This window comes from Gilvimarinus sp. 1_MG-2023 (genome assembly GCF_030548285.1).
The window spans coordinates 464,378-483,876 of record NZ_JAUOSC010000002.1 but is presented as its reverse complement, the minus strand read 5'-3'; the positions used below and the strand labels follow the sequence as shown (position 1 = coordinate 483,876).

The following is a 19,499-nucleotide window of genomic DNA, read 5'->3' as shown; positions in this document are numbered from 1 at the left end:
AATAGGTTACATCTGGGCATGGTTCCTGCAGTTGAGGGTTGACCATTTTGAAAGTTCTAAGGAGATAATATGAAAATTGCTAAACCCGCTCTGCTCAGCGCAATGTTTGCAGCAACGCTTGCCTCTACCGCCGTACAAGCCCAAGAGGCCCCGCAAAAACCAGCCATGCCCGAGGCGGCCGCACAAGCCGCACAAACGATGGATGTCAGTGATGGCCAGGTGGCAGAATTTGCCGATGCTTATGTTGCTGTGCAGTCGCTGAGTAAGCAGTATGGTGCGCAAGTCCAGCAGGTGACTGATCCGGAAGAGAAGCAATCTTTGCAAAAGCAAACGCAAGGTCAAATCCAGTCCGCGATTAAAGATTCCGGCTTAAGTTTGGATGAATACAAAAACATTGCCCGTGCTGCGAATGCCAATGAAGAGCTGCGTGAGCGCATTTCCGTTGCGGTTAATGATATTGTTCAGCCCGAACTCAACGAAGAGTCTGGTAGTTAAACCACATGGCTGCGGGATCAGCTCGCAGCCAGTGTTCCCTTGATTTCCCGCCTTATAATTGCTATCCGCTATCCGCTATCCGCTATCCGCTATCCGCTATTCCTGCACGCTTAGAGATAATACGGCGCGCGATTTTGGAAAGGGGTGAGCCCAATGCTTGATGTAATGCTGCTTTATCCCACGCTTTTTGGTGCCATTGATAGAACATGCCCTTAATGTCAATATAGTTCTGCTCTGTGGGTTGCCACTTAAGGGCGTCTCCTTTAGTGACCGAGCCTATTTGTAGCACGCGTGCGTAAGCACCAGGACGCCCAGCTCGAATAAACGCTTTAACAAAACTGGCGTCTCCCATTTTGGCGGCGAACTTGGCGCAGGGAACCCGAGGCGCCGTAATTTCAAGTAGTAGTGACTCACCAATTTGCAGCCGATCCCCGACGCGTAGCACGCCGTCGTGAAAAGACATAATGGTCAGGTTCTCGCCAAAAGTACCCGCGGGTAGCTCGCGGTCTAGTTGTTCGCTCCACCATGCATAATCTTCTGCGCTGTATAGGTATACCGCCTGATCTTCACCGCCGTGTACCTTTGTGTCCACAATAGTGTCACCCGCGACCCCCAAACGACCGATAACCACAGTTTCTTGTGTGGGTTTTTTGAAAATACCAGTCGCTACCGTTTTATTGCCGAGAGTAATGTCGGTTGCGATGGCGCGATTAATAGATAAAAGCTGCATTGGATGCCTGTCATAAGGATGTAAAGCTGAACAGGTTTAAAGTTAATCACTATAAGCTATTTTTCGCAATGTTGAGGTGGGGGCTGGATGTAAATGCTTAGTGTGTATTCTGGGGTCGTTTTGTGCGCTTGGGGGTGGTCTTAAGTGACTTGTGGTTCACCTTATGTCTTTGATTGTGAGTTTTTGTGAGGTGGGTTTTCTATATTGACTGTAAATCCAATGAAAGCCACAGCAGTTCTGGCTATTCGAGAAGGTGTCGAGCTAGAATTGCTCGTAATGCAAATTGGGGCGTCATAGTGTTGTATGTCGCACATTTATCTGGCTGTGCTTGTTAGTGGTAGGGCCTATTTTAAGCTGGCGATGTAGCGCATGAAATGGTGTCAAAGTTGAATAACGCAAAAATTATGGCACAGCCCCTAAAAGTCATTATTGGCTACTACAAAGTCGTTATGTGGCTATTAACTGTCAGTATTATGTGTGGGTTTTCATCATTTTCCGCCGCGGGCTGTCTGCCTCAGGCTATCACTAGTTCGATGGAGGGCGCTCCTAATATTAAAAATCTTAGTATTTTGATGCTAGAGGACTCCACGCAAAAGCTGACGTTTGAAGATGTTTCTGGGTTTTCTATTGATCGGTTCACGCCTACAGCTGGGGTTGTGGATAGTGCCGTTAAAGGCGGGAGTATTTGGCTTAAGTTATGTCTAGATAAAAACCTGGATGCAAGAGAGCATTGGATATTAAGCGTTCTTCCTGCCTATATAAAAAAGGTGGAGCTTTACGAGATTATCGATAATAAATTAAACAGAAGTGTGGTGGGAGATGTCACCGCTTGGGATAAACGTAAAATAAATTATCGAGGCTATGCTTTTCATTTAGACTTTTCTAGGTATTCCGAAAAAACAATATATTTAAAGCTTGATTTTCATCATCGTATTTCAGCTGACATTATGATGATTGATGGCGCTTCTATGTATGATGTGGTGGCGGATGATTATTTAAAGTTTGGTATGTATTTCAGTATTGTATTGATTGTTTTCTTGGCTAACTTAATTCTTTCTTTTCGAACGAAAAATAAGTCTTATTTTTACTACTCAATGTGTATATTGTTTTTATCCTCATTTACTATTCTAAATGGAGGGTATTTATATCAGAGCCTTTTTTCTGATGAAGGGATGTCGGCAATGCCGGCGATCATGGTTTCAATCTGTTTGTATTTTTGTTCTCTTCATTTGTTTTTCAATGCAGCTTACGAGTTAGAATCTAACGCCAAGTTATTAAATATCGCTAATTATATATTTGCCGCTGGGTACGTTATTATCTCAGTTTGTTATTTGATAAGTAACGATTTGCTGCTGTATAGGATTGTTACTGTGATCTATATGGCCTCTATTCCTGTATTTTTTGGCATGGTTGTTTACGATGTTTTTTGGCTAAAAAAGCATAGGTTTTTCTCATTATCTTTAGTGCCTGTTTTGTTGGCGTTTGTACTAAGCAGTGCTCGATCGTTTGGAATGTCAGACTCGTTTGCGTTTGTTGAAGAGATTCCAGCAGTGGCTTCTCTTGTTCACATGATAACAACTAGTATTATATTGGCTAAAAAGGCGTGGTTTTTAGAATCAGAAAAATCTAAAGCCGTTAAAGAGTTGCTGCGATTCTCTCGTGAGTACAGTAGCAATCTCGAGCGTGATGTGGATTGTCGAACCAAGGATTTGGCGCTATCAAATGAAAAATTAAATAATGAGATAGAGAGCCGAAGGTTGACTGAGGATCGGCTTCGGGAAGCGATTATTATTGAGCAAAAAGAAAGAAAGATGAAAAGAGAGTTTGTGGCCATACTGTCACATGAGTTGCGGGCACCTGTATCAGCTATCGATATGGCTGTACAAAATTTGGAATTTAATCTTTCGAAGAGTGTTTTATCTGAGTCTGAAACTTCAACGTCTAATAGAATAGAGTCAATTAAAAAAAGCACGAATAAATTAAATCGTATAATTGAAAATACTATTGTGAATGATAAGTTGTTGCGAATTGATTGCGCCGAAATCGAGGTGGTAGAGGTTGAGTTGTTTGGTCTTATTGCCAAGACTGTCTCGACGATTGATTTTGAGTGCAGGGTTGATTTGAGTGGTATTAAAGAAGAAATGATGGCAAAGGTCGATGTTGATCTTGTTCAAATAGCATTGAGTAACCTTATAGATAATGCACTTAAATACTCTGATAAGTGCTTTCCAGTTAAAATTACAATGATGCAAGTGGACGATTGTGTTGAAATCTCTGTTATCGATAACGGGGAAGAGATTTCTGAGGATGAAAAGCGTGATATATTTGAGAAATACTATAGGTCTCATACTGCCCATGGTAACCCTGGGTCAGGGTTAGGCCTGTTTTTAACTAAGATGATTGCTGAAAAGCACAAGGGATCAATTAAAGTTATTACCAATGATTCGAATGTGGGAGGGAATACATTTGTGTTGAGGCTGCCCATATAATAATTTCGTGTTTTTGAATATGGGAGCAGGGTGTGTTGTAGGGGTATACTGTGTTTATTGAATGGGTAAATGAATTCTAAGGGGCTTTATGCATGTAGTTCTAGTTGATGATGATGTGACGTTTAGTTTGGAGTTGGCTTTGGCGCTAGAGAATCAAAGCTTTAAGGTTAGTTTGGCTCACAGCTACAGTGATTTAGAGAAAATACTGAAACAAACTCATGTTGATGTCATATTGCTGGATGTGGGTTTGCCAGATTTAGATGGTTTTTCCATTTTGCAGCGCCTGCATCTTGAATTTGAGCGGACGGGTGTTGTTATGCTGACGGCTCGTACCGAACTAGGGGATCGAATTCGGGGGCTTGCTACTGGTGCTGATGCTTACTTGTCTAAGCCAGTTAACGTTGCTGAAATTTCAGCGACCATTCATGCTGTGGGACGGCGACTAAACGTACATCGTGAAGGTAAAGAGACTAAAATTACAGCGTGGCGTATCGAGAACTCTGGCTGGGTTGTCATATCCGCAGACGCTGAGCGCTATGAGCTAACGGCTCAAGAGCGGCATTTTGTGCTGTCACTACACGATGGATTTTCTAAAGGTCGGGCCGTAAGCAGAAGAGAGCTAATGTTACAACTGGGGAAAAACCCAGATATTTACGATGATCACTTCCTGGATTCATTGGTAAGTCGACTAAGGAGTAAGTTGGGCAAGAGTTTTCCTTTGCAAACGATACGTGGCGTTGGTTATACCTTGTCGGAGTCAATTCAAAAATTAGATTAATTTTCCAGGGCATTATAGCACCTAATCCTTCCCGTTTTATTTCTGATTATTATTTTCTACTTTATTGTGAGTTTTGCAAGATTAGTGAGTTTTGTGATTTTTGTTAGTTTTCGTTCGAGAACCTGAGTTGATTGATTCATACACTGCCACCGGTTAGCCCTGGTTTAAAAATTAGGGCTGCCTGTCATTGCTGTCTCTATTACTCGTGGTGCTCTGTATGTTTCGCAAAGGAAGCTCGTTAAGTCTATCTTATGGTAGTGTATTTCATCGATATAATATCGTTGGTGTGGTGCTGGGAATTTTATTTTTGGTAGGTGCATCACAGTCATGGGCACAATCCAATGCCAACTTCGCTGTGGCGGTTAATACGGGGCCAGTAGCGCCCAATAGTGACACCGTATATCCCGGCGAGGCGACCAGTTTACGTATTACCTTAAGTAATAACTCTACTGTAGATGCCATTACAGGGGTTGCCTTTTCGAAAGCGCTCCCCTCTACCGCTAGCGGTGGTTTGACTGTTACGGGTACTCCGACCATTAGTGGTTCGGGTTGCACCGGTGGCTCGCTTTCAGCGGTACCAGGAACATCAACTATTACACTCAGCGGATTAACTATTCCAGTACAAGATCCGGCGGCACCTGGCTCAGGGCAATGTTATTTAGATATCCCCATTGCAGCTTATTCAGATGGTGGCAGTACGTCGTTCTCTTATGCACTGAATACAGGCGAAGTGACAAGCGACAGCGGTACTAATGCGTCTGGTGGGCCGCAAGGTTACACTGTGTTGGCAGCAAGTCTGCCTACCTGGCAAAAAGGATTTCCTACTGGCAACGGCTTGGCAATTTTGGGTGGAGAACCTACCACCTTGCGCATACAGTTAAATAATAATGACAGTAACATCGATCTAACCAATTTTAGTTTTGTCGATATATTTCCCACAAGTGGTGCCGGTGGCGCGGTAATTGAGCCCACTGGTGTGCCTGCGACAGGCAGCTGTGTGGAGCCACCAGTGAATGCCAATGTTGTGTTGACAGCGGGTTCGACTGCACAGGTTGCTGTCGATGGCGGAACTCTGGCGCCATCGACCAATTGTCTGTTGGAGGTTGAAATTCGAGCACGTCATACTGACGGTGATTATCAGTTGAATGTGCAAAACACTATGCAAACATCAAGCTTTAGTAGTGATGAAGGGTTAACGCCGGCGGCAAATGCTAGTCGAAACATCACAGTTCGCTCGCCAATCTCTGTAACCAAAGCGTTTACGGAAAGCCCGGTTGCCAGTGGTGTACCGAGCACCTTCACTATTACGCTGAATAATAATGGTGAAGTGGATTTACCCGTTAGTAATTTTTCTGACAACCCAGTTGCCGCTGCACCCTTTCAAGATCGCATGAATGTTACCCATGTGAATAATAGCTGTGCCGGTGGAACTGAGAGTATCGTAAGTGGTGGGCAAGGTTTTGATGTGGGTGGGTTTTCTATACCAGCACAATCGAGCTGTTTATTAACCGTAACTTATAGTGCTATTACTCCAGCAACTGATTTACCTTCTACATATACCAATCATATCCCTGCAGGAGCGGTAGAAGTAACGGGCGAGCCGGGAATTATTAGTCAGTCTCGCTCAGCAACAGTCATTGTTGCCGATCGCTTGCGTGTTCTTAAATCACGCAGTCCCAATAATGTCGCACCGGGTAACCCGGTTATGTACAGCGTGACCGTGCAAAATTTTTCGAATACAGATGTTTATAATGTAACGGTGGCCGATGTACTGCAAAACGGCTCTACCCTGCTAACCAATGGCAGTTTTGCGCCCAGTTTAACGGCCGCGTGTGGAAGCTTGAATTTGAATGGGCGTGTAGAAGGTGACAGCGACTTATTGTTTACTATTCCAACCTTGCCCGCTCGAGCCACAGCTAGCTCTCCGGGTTCTTGTACCATCAGCTTTTGGGCCATGATTGACCCCGCCAGCACCCAGAATACGACCAATCAAATTGGAGCGTGTGCGGTGAGAATTAACGGTGATGCTGGTAATTGCAACGCCAGCCCGTCACAAGAGGTCTCGGCCAATCATCACGCTGTGATCGCTCTGCAAAAAACCTTCGATGGTCAAAACAGTGCGACTTTGACCGAGGGGCAGGTATCGCGTTTGCGTCTGAGGGTATTAAATTATTCTGATAACGCACTTACTACCCTAGCCTTGAGTGATACTTTGCCAACAGCGGGGCCATTTGCTCAATTGCGTATTGCCTCCGTAGCTAATGCGGGTAATACCTGTGGAGGCACTCTGGTAGCCGTGCCAGGATCGACCTCATTGGCGCTTAATAACGGTACGGTTGGCCCACGTAACAGTGCGACTAACGTCCCTGCGAGTTGTTATGTTGAGGTTGATGTTGTGGGGCCTGCTGGTGTTTATGTGAATACCGCGACTGCCACGGCAATTCAAACGAATGCCGATGGCTCAATGTTGCCAGTTACCACCGATGACAGTGCCACCATAACTTACAGCGACGCGTTGGCGGCGAGCAAAAGCTTTACCCCCGACACCAGTGCACCTGGTGGTGAAGTCCAGGCACTGATTCGCCTGCAAAACCTTGACAGTACGGTACCGATTACGGGTATTCGTGTTGAAGATAATTTGCCAGCAGGGATGTACTTGGCTTCGCCGTCCAACGCTTATACGACTTGTAACGGCCCCGTTCAGATGACGGCAGTGGAGGGTGCAAGCTATGTTGGACTGGAGGGCGCAAGTCTAGCGCCTGGGGCGACCTGTGATTTACTTTTTAACGTGGACGTAGAGGGAAATAGTAGCTGGACTAACGTTATTGCACCCGGTGAAATAACAGCTGATGGTGGTTTGCTAAATCGCACCAACGTAAGCGCTACGCTTAATTACGAAGCTCCTGAAGTACCCGTTATATCCAAAGCAATTAACCCCGGCTCTATTGCACCGGGTGAGACGGCTCGTTTGACGATCAATATCACTAACGCTGCACAAGATCTAAGTAATATTCGTCTTAGTGATTATTTTACCGTTGATGGCCTGTTAGGTGGTGAGGTTAATGGAATGAGTGTCGCGGTTTCGCCCGATGCTCTTACCTCTTGCCCCGGCGGGGTAGTGTCGGCTGTGTCGGGTGCGACGAGTGTGACTTTAACAGGTGCAAATTTGGCGGCCAATGCGAGTTGTGATGTTAGTGTTAATGTCACCTCGTCTAAAGTTGGTACTATTACCAATACCATACCGATGGAGAGTATCGCCACCAACGAAGGCGCGACTAACACCACAACCTTTGCGCAAAGCACATTAAACACTTCGTACAGTGTGGGGTTGAGTAAACATTTTACTCCGGCGGTTGTAACACCAGGCGAAAGTTCGACACTGCGCATCACCGTATATAACTCGATGGAGTCCGGCTTGCTCGATTTTGATTTAATCGATCCCTTGCCGTCAGGTTTGCGTGTAGCCGATGAAGCCAATGAGTTTACCAATTGTGGTGGATCGGCCAATATTTCTTGGCCCGCTGGCACCCAAGTACAACTTATTGGCGGTAATTTGGGGCCAGTGATTGCCGGTGAGGCAAGCAGTTGTTATATCGATATCGATGTTGTGGCTGATCTGGAAGGTACCTATGAAAATATCATTCCAGCCGACTCTATTACCGTGGAAGAAGAGCCAGTAACGCATCCACCCGGGACAGGCACTTTGGAGGTGCGTGAGCATATTCGCGTCAATAAAGCGATTGATGGCTTTACGCTGGATGCGGATGACCCGGTAGGTTTTACCACCGGATCGGCTTATCGTTTGGCGGGTGTACCGGCACCACTGACTATTCGGTTGGAAAATCCCAATACTATCGATTTGACCCAAGTACAGCTGATAGACATCTTGCCAGAAGGCTTGTTTGTGGCAACCGCGCCCAACATTGGGACCGATTGTCCTCAAGCCGTGGTGGCGGCTCCTGCCTCGGGCACGCAAATTACTGTTACCGGGGTTACTTTAGCAGCGGGTTCTGCATGTACACTGACGGTTGACGTGTTGAGTAACGTAGCGGGTTCCTATATTAATGAAATTCCACAAGGCGGAGTTACGAGCTTTGAGGGAGTGGAAAATTTAGAGCCGACCCAGGCCGAGCTGATCATCAATGTGCCGGGCACTGTTGGCAAAGCGTTTGAACCACCCGTGATTCCACCGGCGGGAGTATCGCGCTTAACGATTACCATCGATAATCCTAACGATGCCGATATGGTATTGAGTCAGGACTTGGTTGATGAGTTGCCTGCCCACCCTGCACAAATGTTGGTGGCCAGTCCGGCTAATGTGGTAAATACGTGTACAGGCAGTATCTCTGCGGCTGCGGCAAGCACGACGGTAACGTTGCAAAGTGGCGCTATTGTGCCCCCTGGCGGTTGCCGCATTGAGGTTGATGTGACAGCCCCGGACGCCGGTGAATACATCAACAATATTGCCGTGGGTGCGCTACAGTCTAACTTTGGTCCCAATGAGGAGCCCGTTAATACGCCGCTGTTGGTCAGTACGTTGGGCTATATTTCCGGTAAGGTATTTTTGGATAATCAGGCGATACCCGATGGCGTTTATATTCCCGGTGGTTCCACTCCAATTGCAACCAACACCGTTGAGTTGCGTCAAGGTGCAGATTGCACGGGGGCTTTGTTAGAGCAGGCGAAGACCGACGCACAGGGTAATTACTTATTTGCGCTTTTACCCGCCGGTACATATTCGGTGTGCCAGCCATTGCAGCCTGCCGACACATTAAACAGTGTGACGACCGAGGGTACGATCGTCGGTTATAACGGCAGCGGGGGCACGCCAGGTGTGGCGGCAAACCCAAGTGATACGACTAGTGAAATTGTCGGCATTGAATTGACCGATAGTGGCGATGCTGATGAGGTGAGTGGTTCACCCAACAATAACTTTTCCGAAGTGCTGCCGGCGCAAGTGGCGGGACGGGTGTATCACGACATTAACGACGACGGTATCATTGATCCCGCAGAGAGCGCGATTAGCGGTGTGACAATTACTCTGACGGGACCCGTTACACGTACCACCACAACCGATGCCAGCGGTGCGTACGCCTTCACCAATTTACCGCCCGGTGAGTACACCATTACTGAAACACACCCGCAGGGTTGGACCGACGGTATAGATACGGTTGGTAGTCACGGTGGCAGTGTTAATGTCGATGATGAATTTATCGGGATTAATTTAGCGCCGGGCGATGATGCCACTGAATATAATTTTGGTGAGTATTTATCGGTGGGGGCCGGCGGCATTACACTGCAGGCGAGCAGCTACTGTAATGAACATGCGTCGTGGGTAGAGTATCAATTGTTGTCTGATGGTCAGCCGTTCGAAGGTTCTGCACCTGATGTGACTCTATCGTGGTTCAGTGGCACGGATCGTTTATTGCAACGGCTAACCAACCAACCGTCTTCTGGTCAATTGCTGTGGCCTGGTATGTCGCTCGGTGCTGAATTCGCCCCTACGGTATGGCCTGGCTGGAGTTATATCGATGAGAGCTGGGTTGAGGTGGAAGATGATCGCTTAGAGGGGGTGCGTATTGTGGCGGACTTGGGCGTGAGTGTAGAGCAGGCCGTCGACTACCCTGAGGCCGATTACAGCTGTGCAGCGCAACCCTTCGGAACGGGGCCTCAGCCTCCGGCCAACCTGCCGGCGACGTCGTACTGGTCACTCGCTTTGCTCTGGCTGTTTATCAGCGGTATTGCCGCGTGGGGTTATCGCTACCGGGCTTGGTTTGCGGCAACACGCCACTAGCGCGTAACGCTTTGGCCGAGGCGATTGTTGATCGCCTCGGCTTTTCCTTTCTGCGTATTACTCACCGGGTTCTGGTACATCATCAGCGCCTACCTCTTGCTCTTGAGCAATGGACTTGGCCCAAGATTTTTCATCGCGGTCGGTGGATGGCTCCTCTTGCTTTTCTTTCGCATTTGGCGTGAAGGCCAGACGAGTTAATAGCGGGAAGTGGTCCGAGCCAAAATAAGGTAAGCGTTCAATCGAACTGACTGTGAAGTGGCGGCTGTGAAATAAATGATCCAGTGGCCAGCGCAAAAATGGGTACTTGGCGTGAAAGGTGTTAAACATTCCCCGGCCTATACGCGGGTCTAGCAAGCCGCTGAGTTTGCGAAACAGCTGAGTGGTGGCAGACCAGGCTACGTCGTTTAAGTCGCCGGTGACTACCACCGGTTGATCGCTCTCAACAACACTCTTGGCCACGACAACCAGTTCTGCATCGCGTTCGGCCGACTCGGGATTTTCAGTGGGGCTGGGCGGCGCTGGATGTAAAAAATGTGCGCGTACGGCATCGCCACTGTGCAATATCACCTGAGCGTGCATGGAAGGAATGTCGTCTTCAACAAGGTAGCGCGTCTCGGCTTCTTTTAGCTCGAGGCGAGAATAAACGTGCATACCGTATAAATTATCCAGCGGGCACTTGATGCAGTAGGGCATATCGGCCTCTAAAACATCCAGTTGGTCTTGCCACCATTGATCGGATTCCAGGGTCACTAATATATCGGGCTGGTGCTTTTTCACCAGGGCTAGCAACGTGTCTGCCTGCCGATTGGGGGTGAGAACATTGGCGGTCATTATGGTGAGATTGTGCTCGGGTTTGGCGTTCGGATTGTGTTTAACCTCGGCGCGCCACAAGCGTGTGTAAGGCAGTACCCACCACAATTGCCGACACAGGCAGCCCAGAGTGACAATCAACACAATCCAAAACGTGGGTAGTGTCCAGGGTATTAAAAAAATCTGTAACGAGATAAGTGCTAGGGCAATCAGCGCAAGTTGTAAGCGGGGAAAATCCAGCCCACGCACCAGCCAGTGGGGATTTCGCCATAAAGGCAGCACTGTGGCCAGCGCTAATATACCAGTGGCAATACAGATAAATAGGGTCATATTGGGTCGCCATGGGAATTTGTGTGATCAATACGATAGCAGATGCGACAAAGCTAGGCACCCAGTGCCGAGGTGTTAAGTTACGGCTAGGTAAAGTGACGGTCGTAAAAAAGGGGAATGGTTGCCCATTCCCCTTAGTTGGTCTTCTAGTGCAGACTAGGAGTTAAAAACTGTAGTCGAGTTTGACGTAGGCAGTTTGTGGGGCGCCCCAAACCGCGTAACCCCAGTCATCACCGCCGGTGTTTTGGTAGGTGAAGTACTCTTCATCTAACAAGTTTTTAACCGCGCCGGTAACCGCCCAAGCGCCAGACCGCCAAGAGACCTGTGCGTTAAGTATCCCGTAGGCCTCTTGCTTGGACCAGGGGTCATTTTCCAGCTGCAGCTCGTGATCACCGAGCCAGGAGTAATCGGCTTGTAGTGTCCAGTCGCCCAGATAATAACGCGCTACCAGATTGAGGGAGGTGGCAGGTGCGGAAGGCATTTCGTTGCCGTCGATCTCGATAACCTGACCGGCGACATTAGTGACTAAGTCCGATTTGATTTCGGTGTCCAGAAGCCCCAGGCCAGTAATCAATTCGAAGTCGTCGGTTACGAGATAGGTCAGCTCTGCTTCCAAGCCGTGGCCATGGACATCCCCTAGGTTAGAAATATCGGCGGAGCCGGTGGATGAGTCCCACAGTTGCGCCTGAAAGTCTTCTAGCTCATAGGCGAATACCGCAACGTTTAGACGCGCTCGGCCGCCCCCCAGAGTGGCCTTGTAACCCGCTTCCAGGCTGGTCATGGTTTCTTTTTCGACCGGACCAAAAGCGCCAACGCTACCGACATAAGAGCCGTTAAAACCGCCGGATTTTAAGCCGCGAGACAGGCTGGCGTAGTACAGTGTGTTGTCGTTGGGGGTGTAGTCTAGGCCTAAGCGTCCGCTAAAACCTTCTTCGTCAATTTCGTCAGCAAACAGTTGGTCGCCGTAATAGCTGGGTTCGCCGCGGTTGCTCAATACGGCGTCTTTTTCTTCCCAAGTGTAGCGGGCACCCACCGTCAATGACAGTGTGTTGCTTAGTGCTTTGTCGATCTGACCAAAGACCGCGTAAGACTCGGTGTTTTGGTCGATATATTCGTTATGCCAGTAGCCTTCGAAGATAATGGCGTCACTGGTGGTGGGGCCCTGGGTGGCCAGGTTGCGTTCATCTTTAAAATAGTAGATGCCCGAGACCCAATCCATGCTATCGGTAGCGCCGCTGATGCGAAGTTCTTGGCTGAACTGTTCGGTGTCGGCTTTATACTGCTCGTCGAACCAAATAATCGACGTCGCGTCAAAGTCATCTTCTAACAGTTTGTCCATGGTCTCCAGTGCGGTAATGGAGGTGATATCAAATTTATCAGTGGTGATCGAAAGCTTAGCCGAGGCGCCAAAGGTTTCAATTTCGGTTTTAAGTCCATCGGCCGCACCGGAGGAGGCGTACTCTGGCCCCCAGCCGCCGGCCTCTTCGCGACCCGTGAGCGCGCCCGGAATGGTAACGCTGATACAATCGCCCTCAAGAATGCTCGCGGTGGCGCAGCGATTGTTCGTGTTGGTTGGGTCTTGATAACCCAAGTGCACAAAGCCTACGGTTTGTTGGTCGGCATCGCTGCCGTGCACATCCAGTAGCAAGTTAACGTTGTCCGTGAAATCGATTGCTAATTTACCGCGATACCCCAAGGTATCGGTGGTGCCAAGGTCTTGTCCATCAATCCCGTTGGTTTGCCAGCCATCGCTATCACTTTTCTTAACCGCAAAGCGGCCGCGTACGTTGTCGGTTAAGGCGCCACTGACCGCACCTTCAAAAATACTTTGATTGTAGCTGCCCAGCTGGAGGCTGGCGTTGGCTTCAAAATCTTCTGTTGGATCATTGGTAATATGGTGTACTAAGCCGGCCGAGGTGTTGCGGCCAAACAGTGTGCCTTGAGGGCCGCGCAGCACTTCAATGCGTTGTACATCAAACAATTGCATGCCAGAGCCCGAAGGGTTGCCACGATAAACTTCGTCTACATAAAGTCCAACGGGTGCTTCCCATGTGTCGGCAAAGTTAGATAAACCAATACCGCGCAGCGTTAGTGATGGGCTGGACGCTTCGCCAAAAATGGCAAAATAATTCATGTTGGGAACTTGCTGGGTAATATTGATACCCTCTTCAAAGCCCATCTTGTCCAGGTCTTCGCCGCTGAACGCGGAAATAGCGATAGCGACATCCTGTGCGCTTTCGGAGCGTTTCTGCGCGGTGACCATAACTTCCTCAATCGCTCTGGTGTTTTGGCCTTGCTCTTGTGTCGCGCCGTCTTGCTCTTGGGCGATGGTTGCTCCTGCATAACTGGCAGCGGCAATAGAGACAGCTATGGCGAGCGATGCGGATGCATTGCGGCGTTTGGTCTTCAACGTTTGCATAATTTTTCCTTTTAGTTAACCGACTTAATCGAATCTATCAAAATATCGCCTTCGAATGAAGCTCCGCTTAATTCAGTAGTACTGCTCAATATTTAAACCTTCAGGTCACACATAGGTTTAGTACCCCTTGCAGAAGATGTCCACTGTCAGCCACTGTGCGTTAGAGTCGTTCATCCACGGTTTCGATCAGCCAGCGTGAGAATACGAAGGTACGGCGGGTCACATAAGGCATATTTCGCGCCAACGCTCGATGTAAAAATAAGAAGTATGATAAAAACTGTTAAGAGCAATCGCATCGGGGCGCATAAATTTTTGTTGTCGCGCCAGATGCCACTGATGACGCAGGGGGTGATTATATAAAGACAGATTTAAAGAGTGAGGCGGGGCGTATAATTCTTTATTACTCAAGAATTTCTGGTGGTAAAACTGATTCAACTCTTATCAAATTATGCTCTGCTGCGGGGCAGATGAATAGCAGTCTGCATTTATGTGAGGCGAGTATTGAATCCTGGAAAATATTGCGGATCCAATTTTTCTTGTTTAAAAGAACAGTTTTTATACAGCACTATAAAGTTATGTAAACGCTTATCAAGTCAACTTTTGCACAAAAGTAGTGGTGGCAACCTGCTAGATTAAATGTCAGCGCTTACCATTGATTTAATTTTTATGGCTTTTTCGAAATGATCCAACTGATGGGTTTCTATCCACCAGGTTGCAGCCTCCATCAGCAATTCTGGATCAGTATTCTTGTTTTTGAAAAATGCATAAAAAGAAAGGCCCACGTTTTCTCCTTTGGATTGTATTTTTTGATCACAAACTTCAATGATCTTGGCTCTTAGTTCTTTGCGCATAAAGTTTTATCCATATACTCGTGGTGCTAAGTAAAAACATTGAGAATGACGTTAAGCTGAAGGTTTAACGTCTAGGTTCTTGATTGAGTTCAAAAGAAAACCGGTACTTGTCTGATTATGAGTATGTTAACAAGAAACGCTCGGTTACACTCAATGAGTGTCTGGGGCTGTGTTTAGAACACCAGCGGCAGGGCGCAGACAGTCTGAGCCCTGCTGTTTGCATGGTTAAAAGATTAATAACGGTATAGGGACATGCTCTTTACGGAAAGTGTTTCATCTTTATTGCGTTGGCTTTCTATGACAACGTCATAATCACCATCGGCGGGTATCTCTGAGCTTACGTCATAGGTGAATGTTTTTGTTCCGCCTGCTTGATGCGTGTCGTGCCCTTGCATGTGGTGAGCAGCTCCAAAAAATGTCATTACCCCCGTGAGTGTTCGGCTGCCGTTACCGTTAACAATAAATACGTTGTAACTGTCGTGTGGTTCAGTTTCAAAAGCCACAACAATCTCAATGACGAGCGCTTCGGGACGATTCAGTAGCATTAGTTCCATATTCTTTTGCGGTTGAATCATGGGGGCATCCATAACGATCGTATTATCTTCGGTGGTTTGCTCGATCTTTTGATGCCATACCAGCTCTTTGTTTTGGCTGGTATTTTCTGCCACTAACAGTTTGTGTTCGCTTGAATTGAGTGGTTGGATTTGAGATTGCAGCTGATCATATTGGTAGTCGATATTAAAAGCCGTTTTATACGCCTCCTCAATGGTGTACTCAACTCTTTTGCCATTTTCATCAAAGAATTGATAAGGCCAGGGCGCTTTTTCCAACTCAGCTAAAGAGGGGCGAGTTCCATTTGGGCTTAATTCCCAAGCTTGCCAAATGAAATCGATATTTGAATGGTGTAGCCAAAATATCGGATCAAACCCGGCGGATGGCACGTGAGACATCAACCCAAACTGATTGTCATTCTGGTAAATGGGGTTCCACATTTTCGTGCCAGCATAAAGGCCGCCAATATAATTGTGCATGGCACCGTGTGGGGCGCTATCAATGTTATTGTTGAATACAGAAAACACGCTATTTTTCATTAATAAATTAATGTTTAACTTGGAATCCATGTCCGAACTAATACTTTCCCCATTGTTCAGGCTGGGGAGCCTGGATTCTTCAAATAAAGAAGTATCCGTTGTTCGAAAAGCGTTAGGCATAACACGGTTTCTGGGGTCAGTATAATTCCAGTAGGGTAAAGCGAAATCGGACTTGCCTGAAAGCTTGCGTACAATTTTTTCAAAATGTGCAATATACAGGCGGTGCCACATAAGAAAATGTATTTCAGAGCCGGCTTTATGGGTGCAAGTAGCCCATGCCCACTTTAAGTCGGCCTTCTGGGTGTAGGACGGACACAGTGGGTTGGGTTTTATTTCGTCGGGAATGGAATGAGTTGCACCTTGATAGTACCAGCTGAATGGCTCATCGCATGACATCGCTTTCATTTTTTTGAGTGCAATGTTGAGCGCTTTAATGTCTGCTTGAGCCGCGTCGGTGGCGGCATTTTTTCGCAGATACTGAGCCGCTTGGGCGGTTGTAATGCTAAAAATGACTAGAATAAACAGGCAATATTTTATGATGTTTTTCATAAATTCCTCCTTGATTTTAATTGTCGCCTTACAAACCCGCAGGGTAACCCTTGGTTAAAGCAAGTGATTTATACGGGGATTAACTGCTGTTGGCGATCGCTATTGGATCATGTCCACTCGTCGTAGTCACGCACTATTAATTGCTGTACCTGTATTCGGCTAATACCGGCACAGGGTTATAGATAAAGGGAATAACACTAAAGGCTTCCGTGTGTTTTTTTAAAAATAATACTTAAGCTCTGTTGATCTGCGTGCCACAAGAGCTGAAGTCCTAGCTGAATAGAGTATCTGCCATTTCAAGGCGTGTATTTCATCTTTATTCTATCGCCGCTTAAAATAGATACATGTATTGATAAAGTGAAAAAGGGGGAGGCGCTTGGTAGCAATCTTTTGGTTGTTTGTCTAAATCCGGATGGTTTCGAGGCCTGTTTGGTTTTGATGATTGCAGTCACACAATCAATTCAGATCAGTGTACACCTGCGCCCTTATTAAATTTTTGAAGACTCAGCAGCAGTTAATAATATTGTACCCAAGCTTTAGTCGGCGCCACATACACAAAGTCCGCATTAATACATTGCACTAACCGTAGATCTCCATGATGAGGTGGGTCGTAATCTTCGAGTCCCTCTAGCGACAAACTATTTGCCATGGGTTCTTTGCGTGTTAATTGATCGGGTATTTCTTGTAAATGCAGTTCTGTGGCCGTCCAGGTCAAACCATCCCGCTCTTGGGCTGAGCTATTTGGATTGTTCTCATCAATAAAAACGGCCGAGGTGCCTGCTAATTTTTTGTAAGCCATATTACGTCCTCCAAAGTGAAGGGTAAATTTTAAGCTTTTATCCAGTGGTCGCTTTGATTTAAATCAGGTGTTGCTAAGTTTTCTGTCAAGCATAATGACTTAGAGATCTGTTAAGAGCGCAGATTGACGGGGTGGCCTGTGCTGCCTTGTTCGAGTTTATCTAATGTAATCTCGCCAAAGCGCTTCAGCATTAAATTTTCGGCTTCATTCATGACATCTTTTAACGCTTCATTAACGGCGATTTCTATCGGGCAGTTGTTGTGTTCGTCGGTCAGGCCAATGGTAAAAATTGAGCTTTCGCTGAGTGCGTTATGAATATCCAACAGGGAGATGTCGGCCAAGGGCTTAGTCAGTGCCCAGCCGCCGTTGTGGCCCTTGCTGGACTGCACATAACCCTGGGTGCGCAATAGCGCCATGGTGCGTCTGACTACCACAGGGTTAGTGGCGAGCATATTGGCCAATGTCTCTGAGGTAACCGGGCCGTCTGATCGATTAAGGTGTATGAGTACATGCAGCACTCGGGAGAGTCGACTGTCTTTGCGCATAGAACGCCTTTGCGAGTAAATCACCAATATATCATGAAACTTTTTGTGTTACATGGCTTGCTGTGGCGGCATATTCATGTAACTATTGTTGTTTCATGAGTTGCAGGTGACGAAAATGAAGACAGAAGTGCTTATTGTCGGGGGAAGTTTTGCGGGGTTGTCGGCGGCTATGCAGTTGGTGCGCGGTCGGCGCAATGTCATCGTGGTTGACGCCAATAAACCGCGCAATCGTTTTGCTGCCGAATCTCACGGGGTTTTTTGTCTGGACGGCAAAACTCCTGCTGAAATTCGTACCACCGCGCTAGCGCAATTGCAGGCCTACCCAACTTTTCAACTTATCGACGACAGTGCCGTCGATGTCGAGCAGACGCAGGGCGGCTTCTCGGTCACGCTGACAGGTGGGGCTAGCTACCACACGCAAAAGCTTATTCTTGCCACCGGCATCACCGATCGTTTGCCGAATATTCCGGGGGTTAAGGAGCACTGGGGCAAAAGTGTTATTCACTGTCCTTACTGCCACGGCTACGAGCTGCAAGACCGTGCGCTGGGTGTTTTAGCCACCGGTGAAATGTCTTTTCACCAAGCAGCGTTGATTCCGGATTGGGGCGCGACCACCTTATTTACCCAGGGGCAGTTCAAGCCTGAGGCAGAGGTACTAGAGCATCTAATTCAAAGAGGTGTCGGCATAGAAGATTGCGCCATAACCCAAGTTGTCGGTGACGGTGAAAAAATTCAATACGTTGCTTTGGCCGATGGCCGTCAGATTCCTATTAAAGGGCTGTATGTCGCCCCCCAAGTCACCATTACCTCACCCCTTGTGGCTAAGTTAAAACTTGAAACGGTAGAAGCCCCACTGGGTGCCGCTGTTAAAGTGGATGATTTTAAAGAAAGCTCAACCCCCGGTGTGTTTGTCGCAGGTGATTTATCCAACCCAATGCAGAGCGCTACCTTTGCCATTGCATCGGGCACCATGGCGGGTATCGCCGCCCATCGCGCGCTGATATTTAATCATTAAGCAGGCCAATCTCTGCCCGCCGCTATTCACTACTAAGCGAGAAGACAATGCAACCTGATGAAATAACCGCACTGTTTGACCAGCAGGCCGAACACTACGACGCTCACTGGGCTAAAACGGCTGCGATTCGCGAGTGTTTGTATTTACTGGTCGATAGCTTCCTGGTGTCCTTACCTATTGATGCGCACATTCTCTGTGTTGGTGTAGGTACCGGGGATGAACTGTTACACCTTGCCCAGAAAAACCCCCGCTGGTGTTTTACGGCCGTTGAGCCCTCTGGTGCTATGCTGGCTAAATGCCGTGCAAGAGTGGAGCAGGCAGGTATAAGCTCGCGCTGCGAGTTTTATCAAGGCTTTTTAAGCGAGGTGCCCAGCGTCGCCAGACACGACGCTGCTACTTGTTTTTTGGTATCGCAATTTATTCTGCCGCGTGCAGAGCGTACACAGTTTTTTCATACCATTGCTGACCGACTACAACCCACTGGCTTGTTAATCAGCGTTGATTTGGCCGCAGAAATCACCTCGCCCGAGTTTGACCTATTGCTGCGCGGCTGGGTGAGTATGACCTCGGGTAAAATCACTGAGTCAGGCGTAGCCCGTATGCGCAACACCTACACGAATCATGTGGGTGTATTGCCGCCGAGCGAAGTCTCTAGCCTTATAGCTGCTGGTGGTTTTGAAAATCCACTTCCATTTTTTCAAGCCGGCTTGATGCACGGTTGGTTGGCGAGGCGGGTAGAGTTTTAAGGGGCAAGATAATTAAACGGGCTTTCGCTCTAAAGGCGAAAAACACCTCGTTAAAACA

General features: G+C 47.6%; 13 protein-coding genes. 6 read left to right on the top strand and 7 right to left on the bottom strand.

What is annotated here, in order from left to right; genetic code table 11:
• The first annotated feature begins 69 nt into the window (after positions 1–69).
• Complete coding sequence (locus Q4563_RS04905) at positions 70–495, top strand: DUF4168 domain-containing protein (RefSeq protein ID WP_303603803.1); 426 nt, start codon at positions 70–72, stop codon at positions 493–495.
• Between the two features lie 82 nt (positions 496–577).
• Here Q4563_RS04905 and Q4563_RS04900 read toward each other — a convergent pair whose 3' ends face one another.
• A complete protein-coding gene (locus tag Q4563_RS04900; RefSeq protein WP_303603802.1) occupies positions 578–1,225 on the bottom strand; it encodes an MOSC domain-containing protein in 648 nt (215 codons plus the stop codon).
• A 386-nt stretch (positions 1,226–1,611) separates the two neighbouring features.
• On the opposite strand from Q4563_RS04900, the gene Q4563_RS04895 reads away from it, so the two are divergent.
• The 3 genes from Q4563_RS04895 to Q4563_RS04885 all read left to right on the top strand — a co-directional run bounded on the left by Q4563_RS04895 (position 1,612) and on the right by Q4563_RS04885 (position 10,286).
• The gene (locus Q4563_RS04895) at positions 1,612–3,714 is read left to right on the top strand and encodes a sensor histidine kinase (RefSeq protein ID WP_303603801.1); all 2,103 of its coding nucleotides are present in this window, start codon (positions 1,612–1,614) and stop codon (positions 3,712–3,714) included.
• 88 nt (positions 3,715–3,802) lie between these two features.
• Positions 3,803–4,492, top strand: coding sequence for a response regulator transcription factor (locus tag Q4563_RS04890; RefSeq protein ID WP_303603800.1), 690 nt, complete (start codon positions 3,803–3,805; stop codon positions 4,490–4,492).
• A 217-nt stretch (positions 4,493–4,709) separates the two neighbouring features.
• Positions 4,710–10,286: a DUF7933 domain-containing protein gene (locus Q4563_RS04885; RefSeq protein WP_303603799.1), complete on the top strand. Its 5,577-nt coding sequence runs from the start codon at positions 4,710–4,712 to the stop codon at positions 10,284–10,286.
• A gap of 57 nt (positions 10,287–10,343) precedes the next feature.
• Here Q4563_RS04885 and Q4563_RS04880 read toward each other — a convergent pair whose 3' ends face one another.
• The 6 genes from Q4563_RS04880 to Q4563_RS04855 all read right to left on the bottom strand — a co-directional run bounded on the left by Q4563_RS04880 (position 10,344) and on the right by Q4563_RS04855 (position 17,680).
• Positions 10,344–11,426, bottom strand: coding sequence for an endonuclease/exonuclease/phosphatase family protein (locus Q4563_RS04880; protein ID WP_303603798.1), 1,083 nt, complete (start codon positions 11,424–11,426; stop codon positions 10,344–10,346).
• Positions 11,427–11,589: 163 nt separating this feature from the next.
• Positions 11,590–13,845 (bottom strand): TonB-dependent receptor, encoded by a 2,256-nt coding sequence (locus Q4563_RS04875; protein ID WP_215978103.1) that lies wholly within the window; start codon positions 13,843–13,845, stop codon positions 11,590–11,592.
• A 632-nt stretch (positions 13,846–14,477) separates the two neighbouring features.
• Entirely contained in the window at positions 14,478–14,696 is a 219-nt protein-coding gene (locus tag Q4563_RS04870; RefSeq protein WP_215978102.1) for a DUF6500 family protein, read from the bottom strand.
• A 233-nt stretch (positions 14,697–14,929) separates the two neighbouring features.
• Positions 14,930–16,336 carry a tyrosinase family protein gene (locus tag Q4563_RS04865; protein ID WP_303603797.1) on the bottom strand — a complete coding sequence of 469 codons (1,407 nt, stop codon included), beginning with the start codon at positions 16,334–16,336 and terminating at the stop codon, positions 14,930–14,932.
• 514 nt (positions 16,337–16,850) lie between these two features.
• A complete protein-coding gene (locus Q4563_RS04860) occupies positions 16,851–17,135 on the bottom strand; it encodes a hypothetical protein (RefSeq protein ID WP_303603796.1) in 285 nt (94 codons plus the stop codon).
• A gap of 110 nt (positions 17,136–17,245) precedes the next feature.
• Complete coding sequence (locus Q4563_RS04855; protein WP_303603795.1) at positions 17,246–17,680, bottom strand: Rrf2 family transcriptional regulator; 435 nt, start codon at positions 17,678–17,680, stop codon at positions 17,246–17,248.
• 115 nt (positions 17,681–17,795) lie between these two features.
• Between Q4563_RS04855 and Q4563_RS04850 the strand changes: the two genes are divergently transcribed.
• Both Q4563_RS04850 and Q4563_RS04845 read left to right on the top strand, forming a co-directional pair.
• On the top strand, positions 17,796–18,695 hold the full coding sequence (locus Q4563_RS04850) for an NAD(P)/FAD-dependent oxidoreductase (protein ID WP_303603794.1): 900 nt from the start codon (positions 17,796–17,798) through the stop codon (positions 18,693–18,695).
• Positions 18,696–18,742: 47 nt separating this feature from the next.
• Positions 18,743–19,441 (top strand): class I SAM-dependent methyltransferase, encoded by a 699-nt coding sequence (locus Q4563_RS04845; RefSeq protein ID WP_303603793.1) that lies wholly within the window; start codon positions 18,743–18,745, stop codon positions 19,439–19,441.
• The last annotated feature ends 58 nt before the right edge of the window (positions 19,442–19,499 follow it).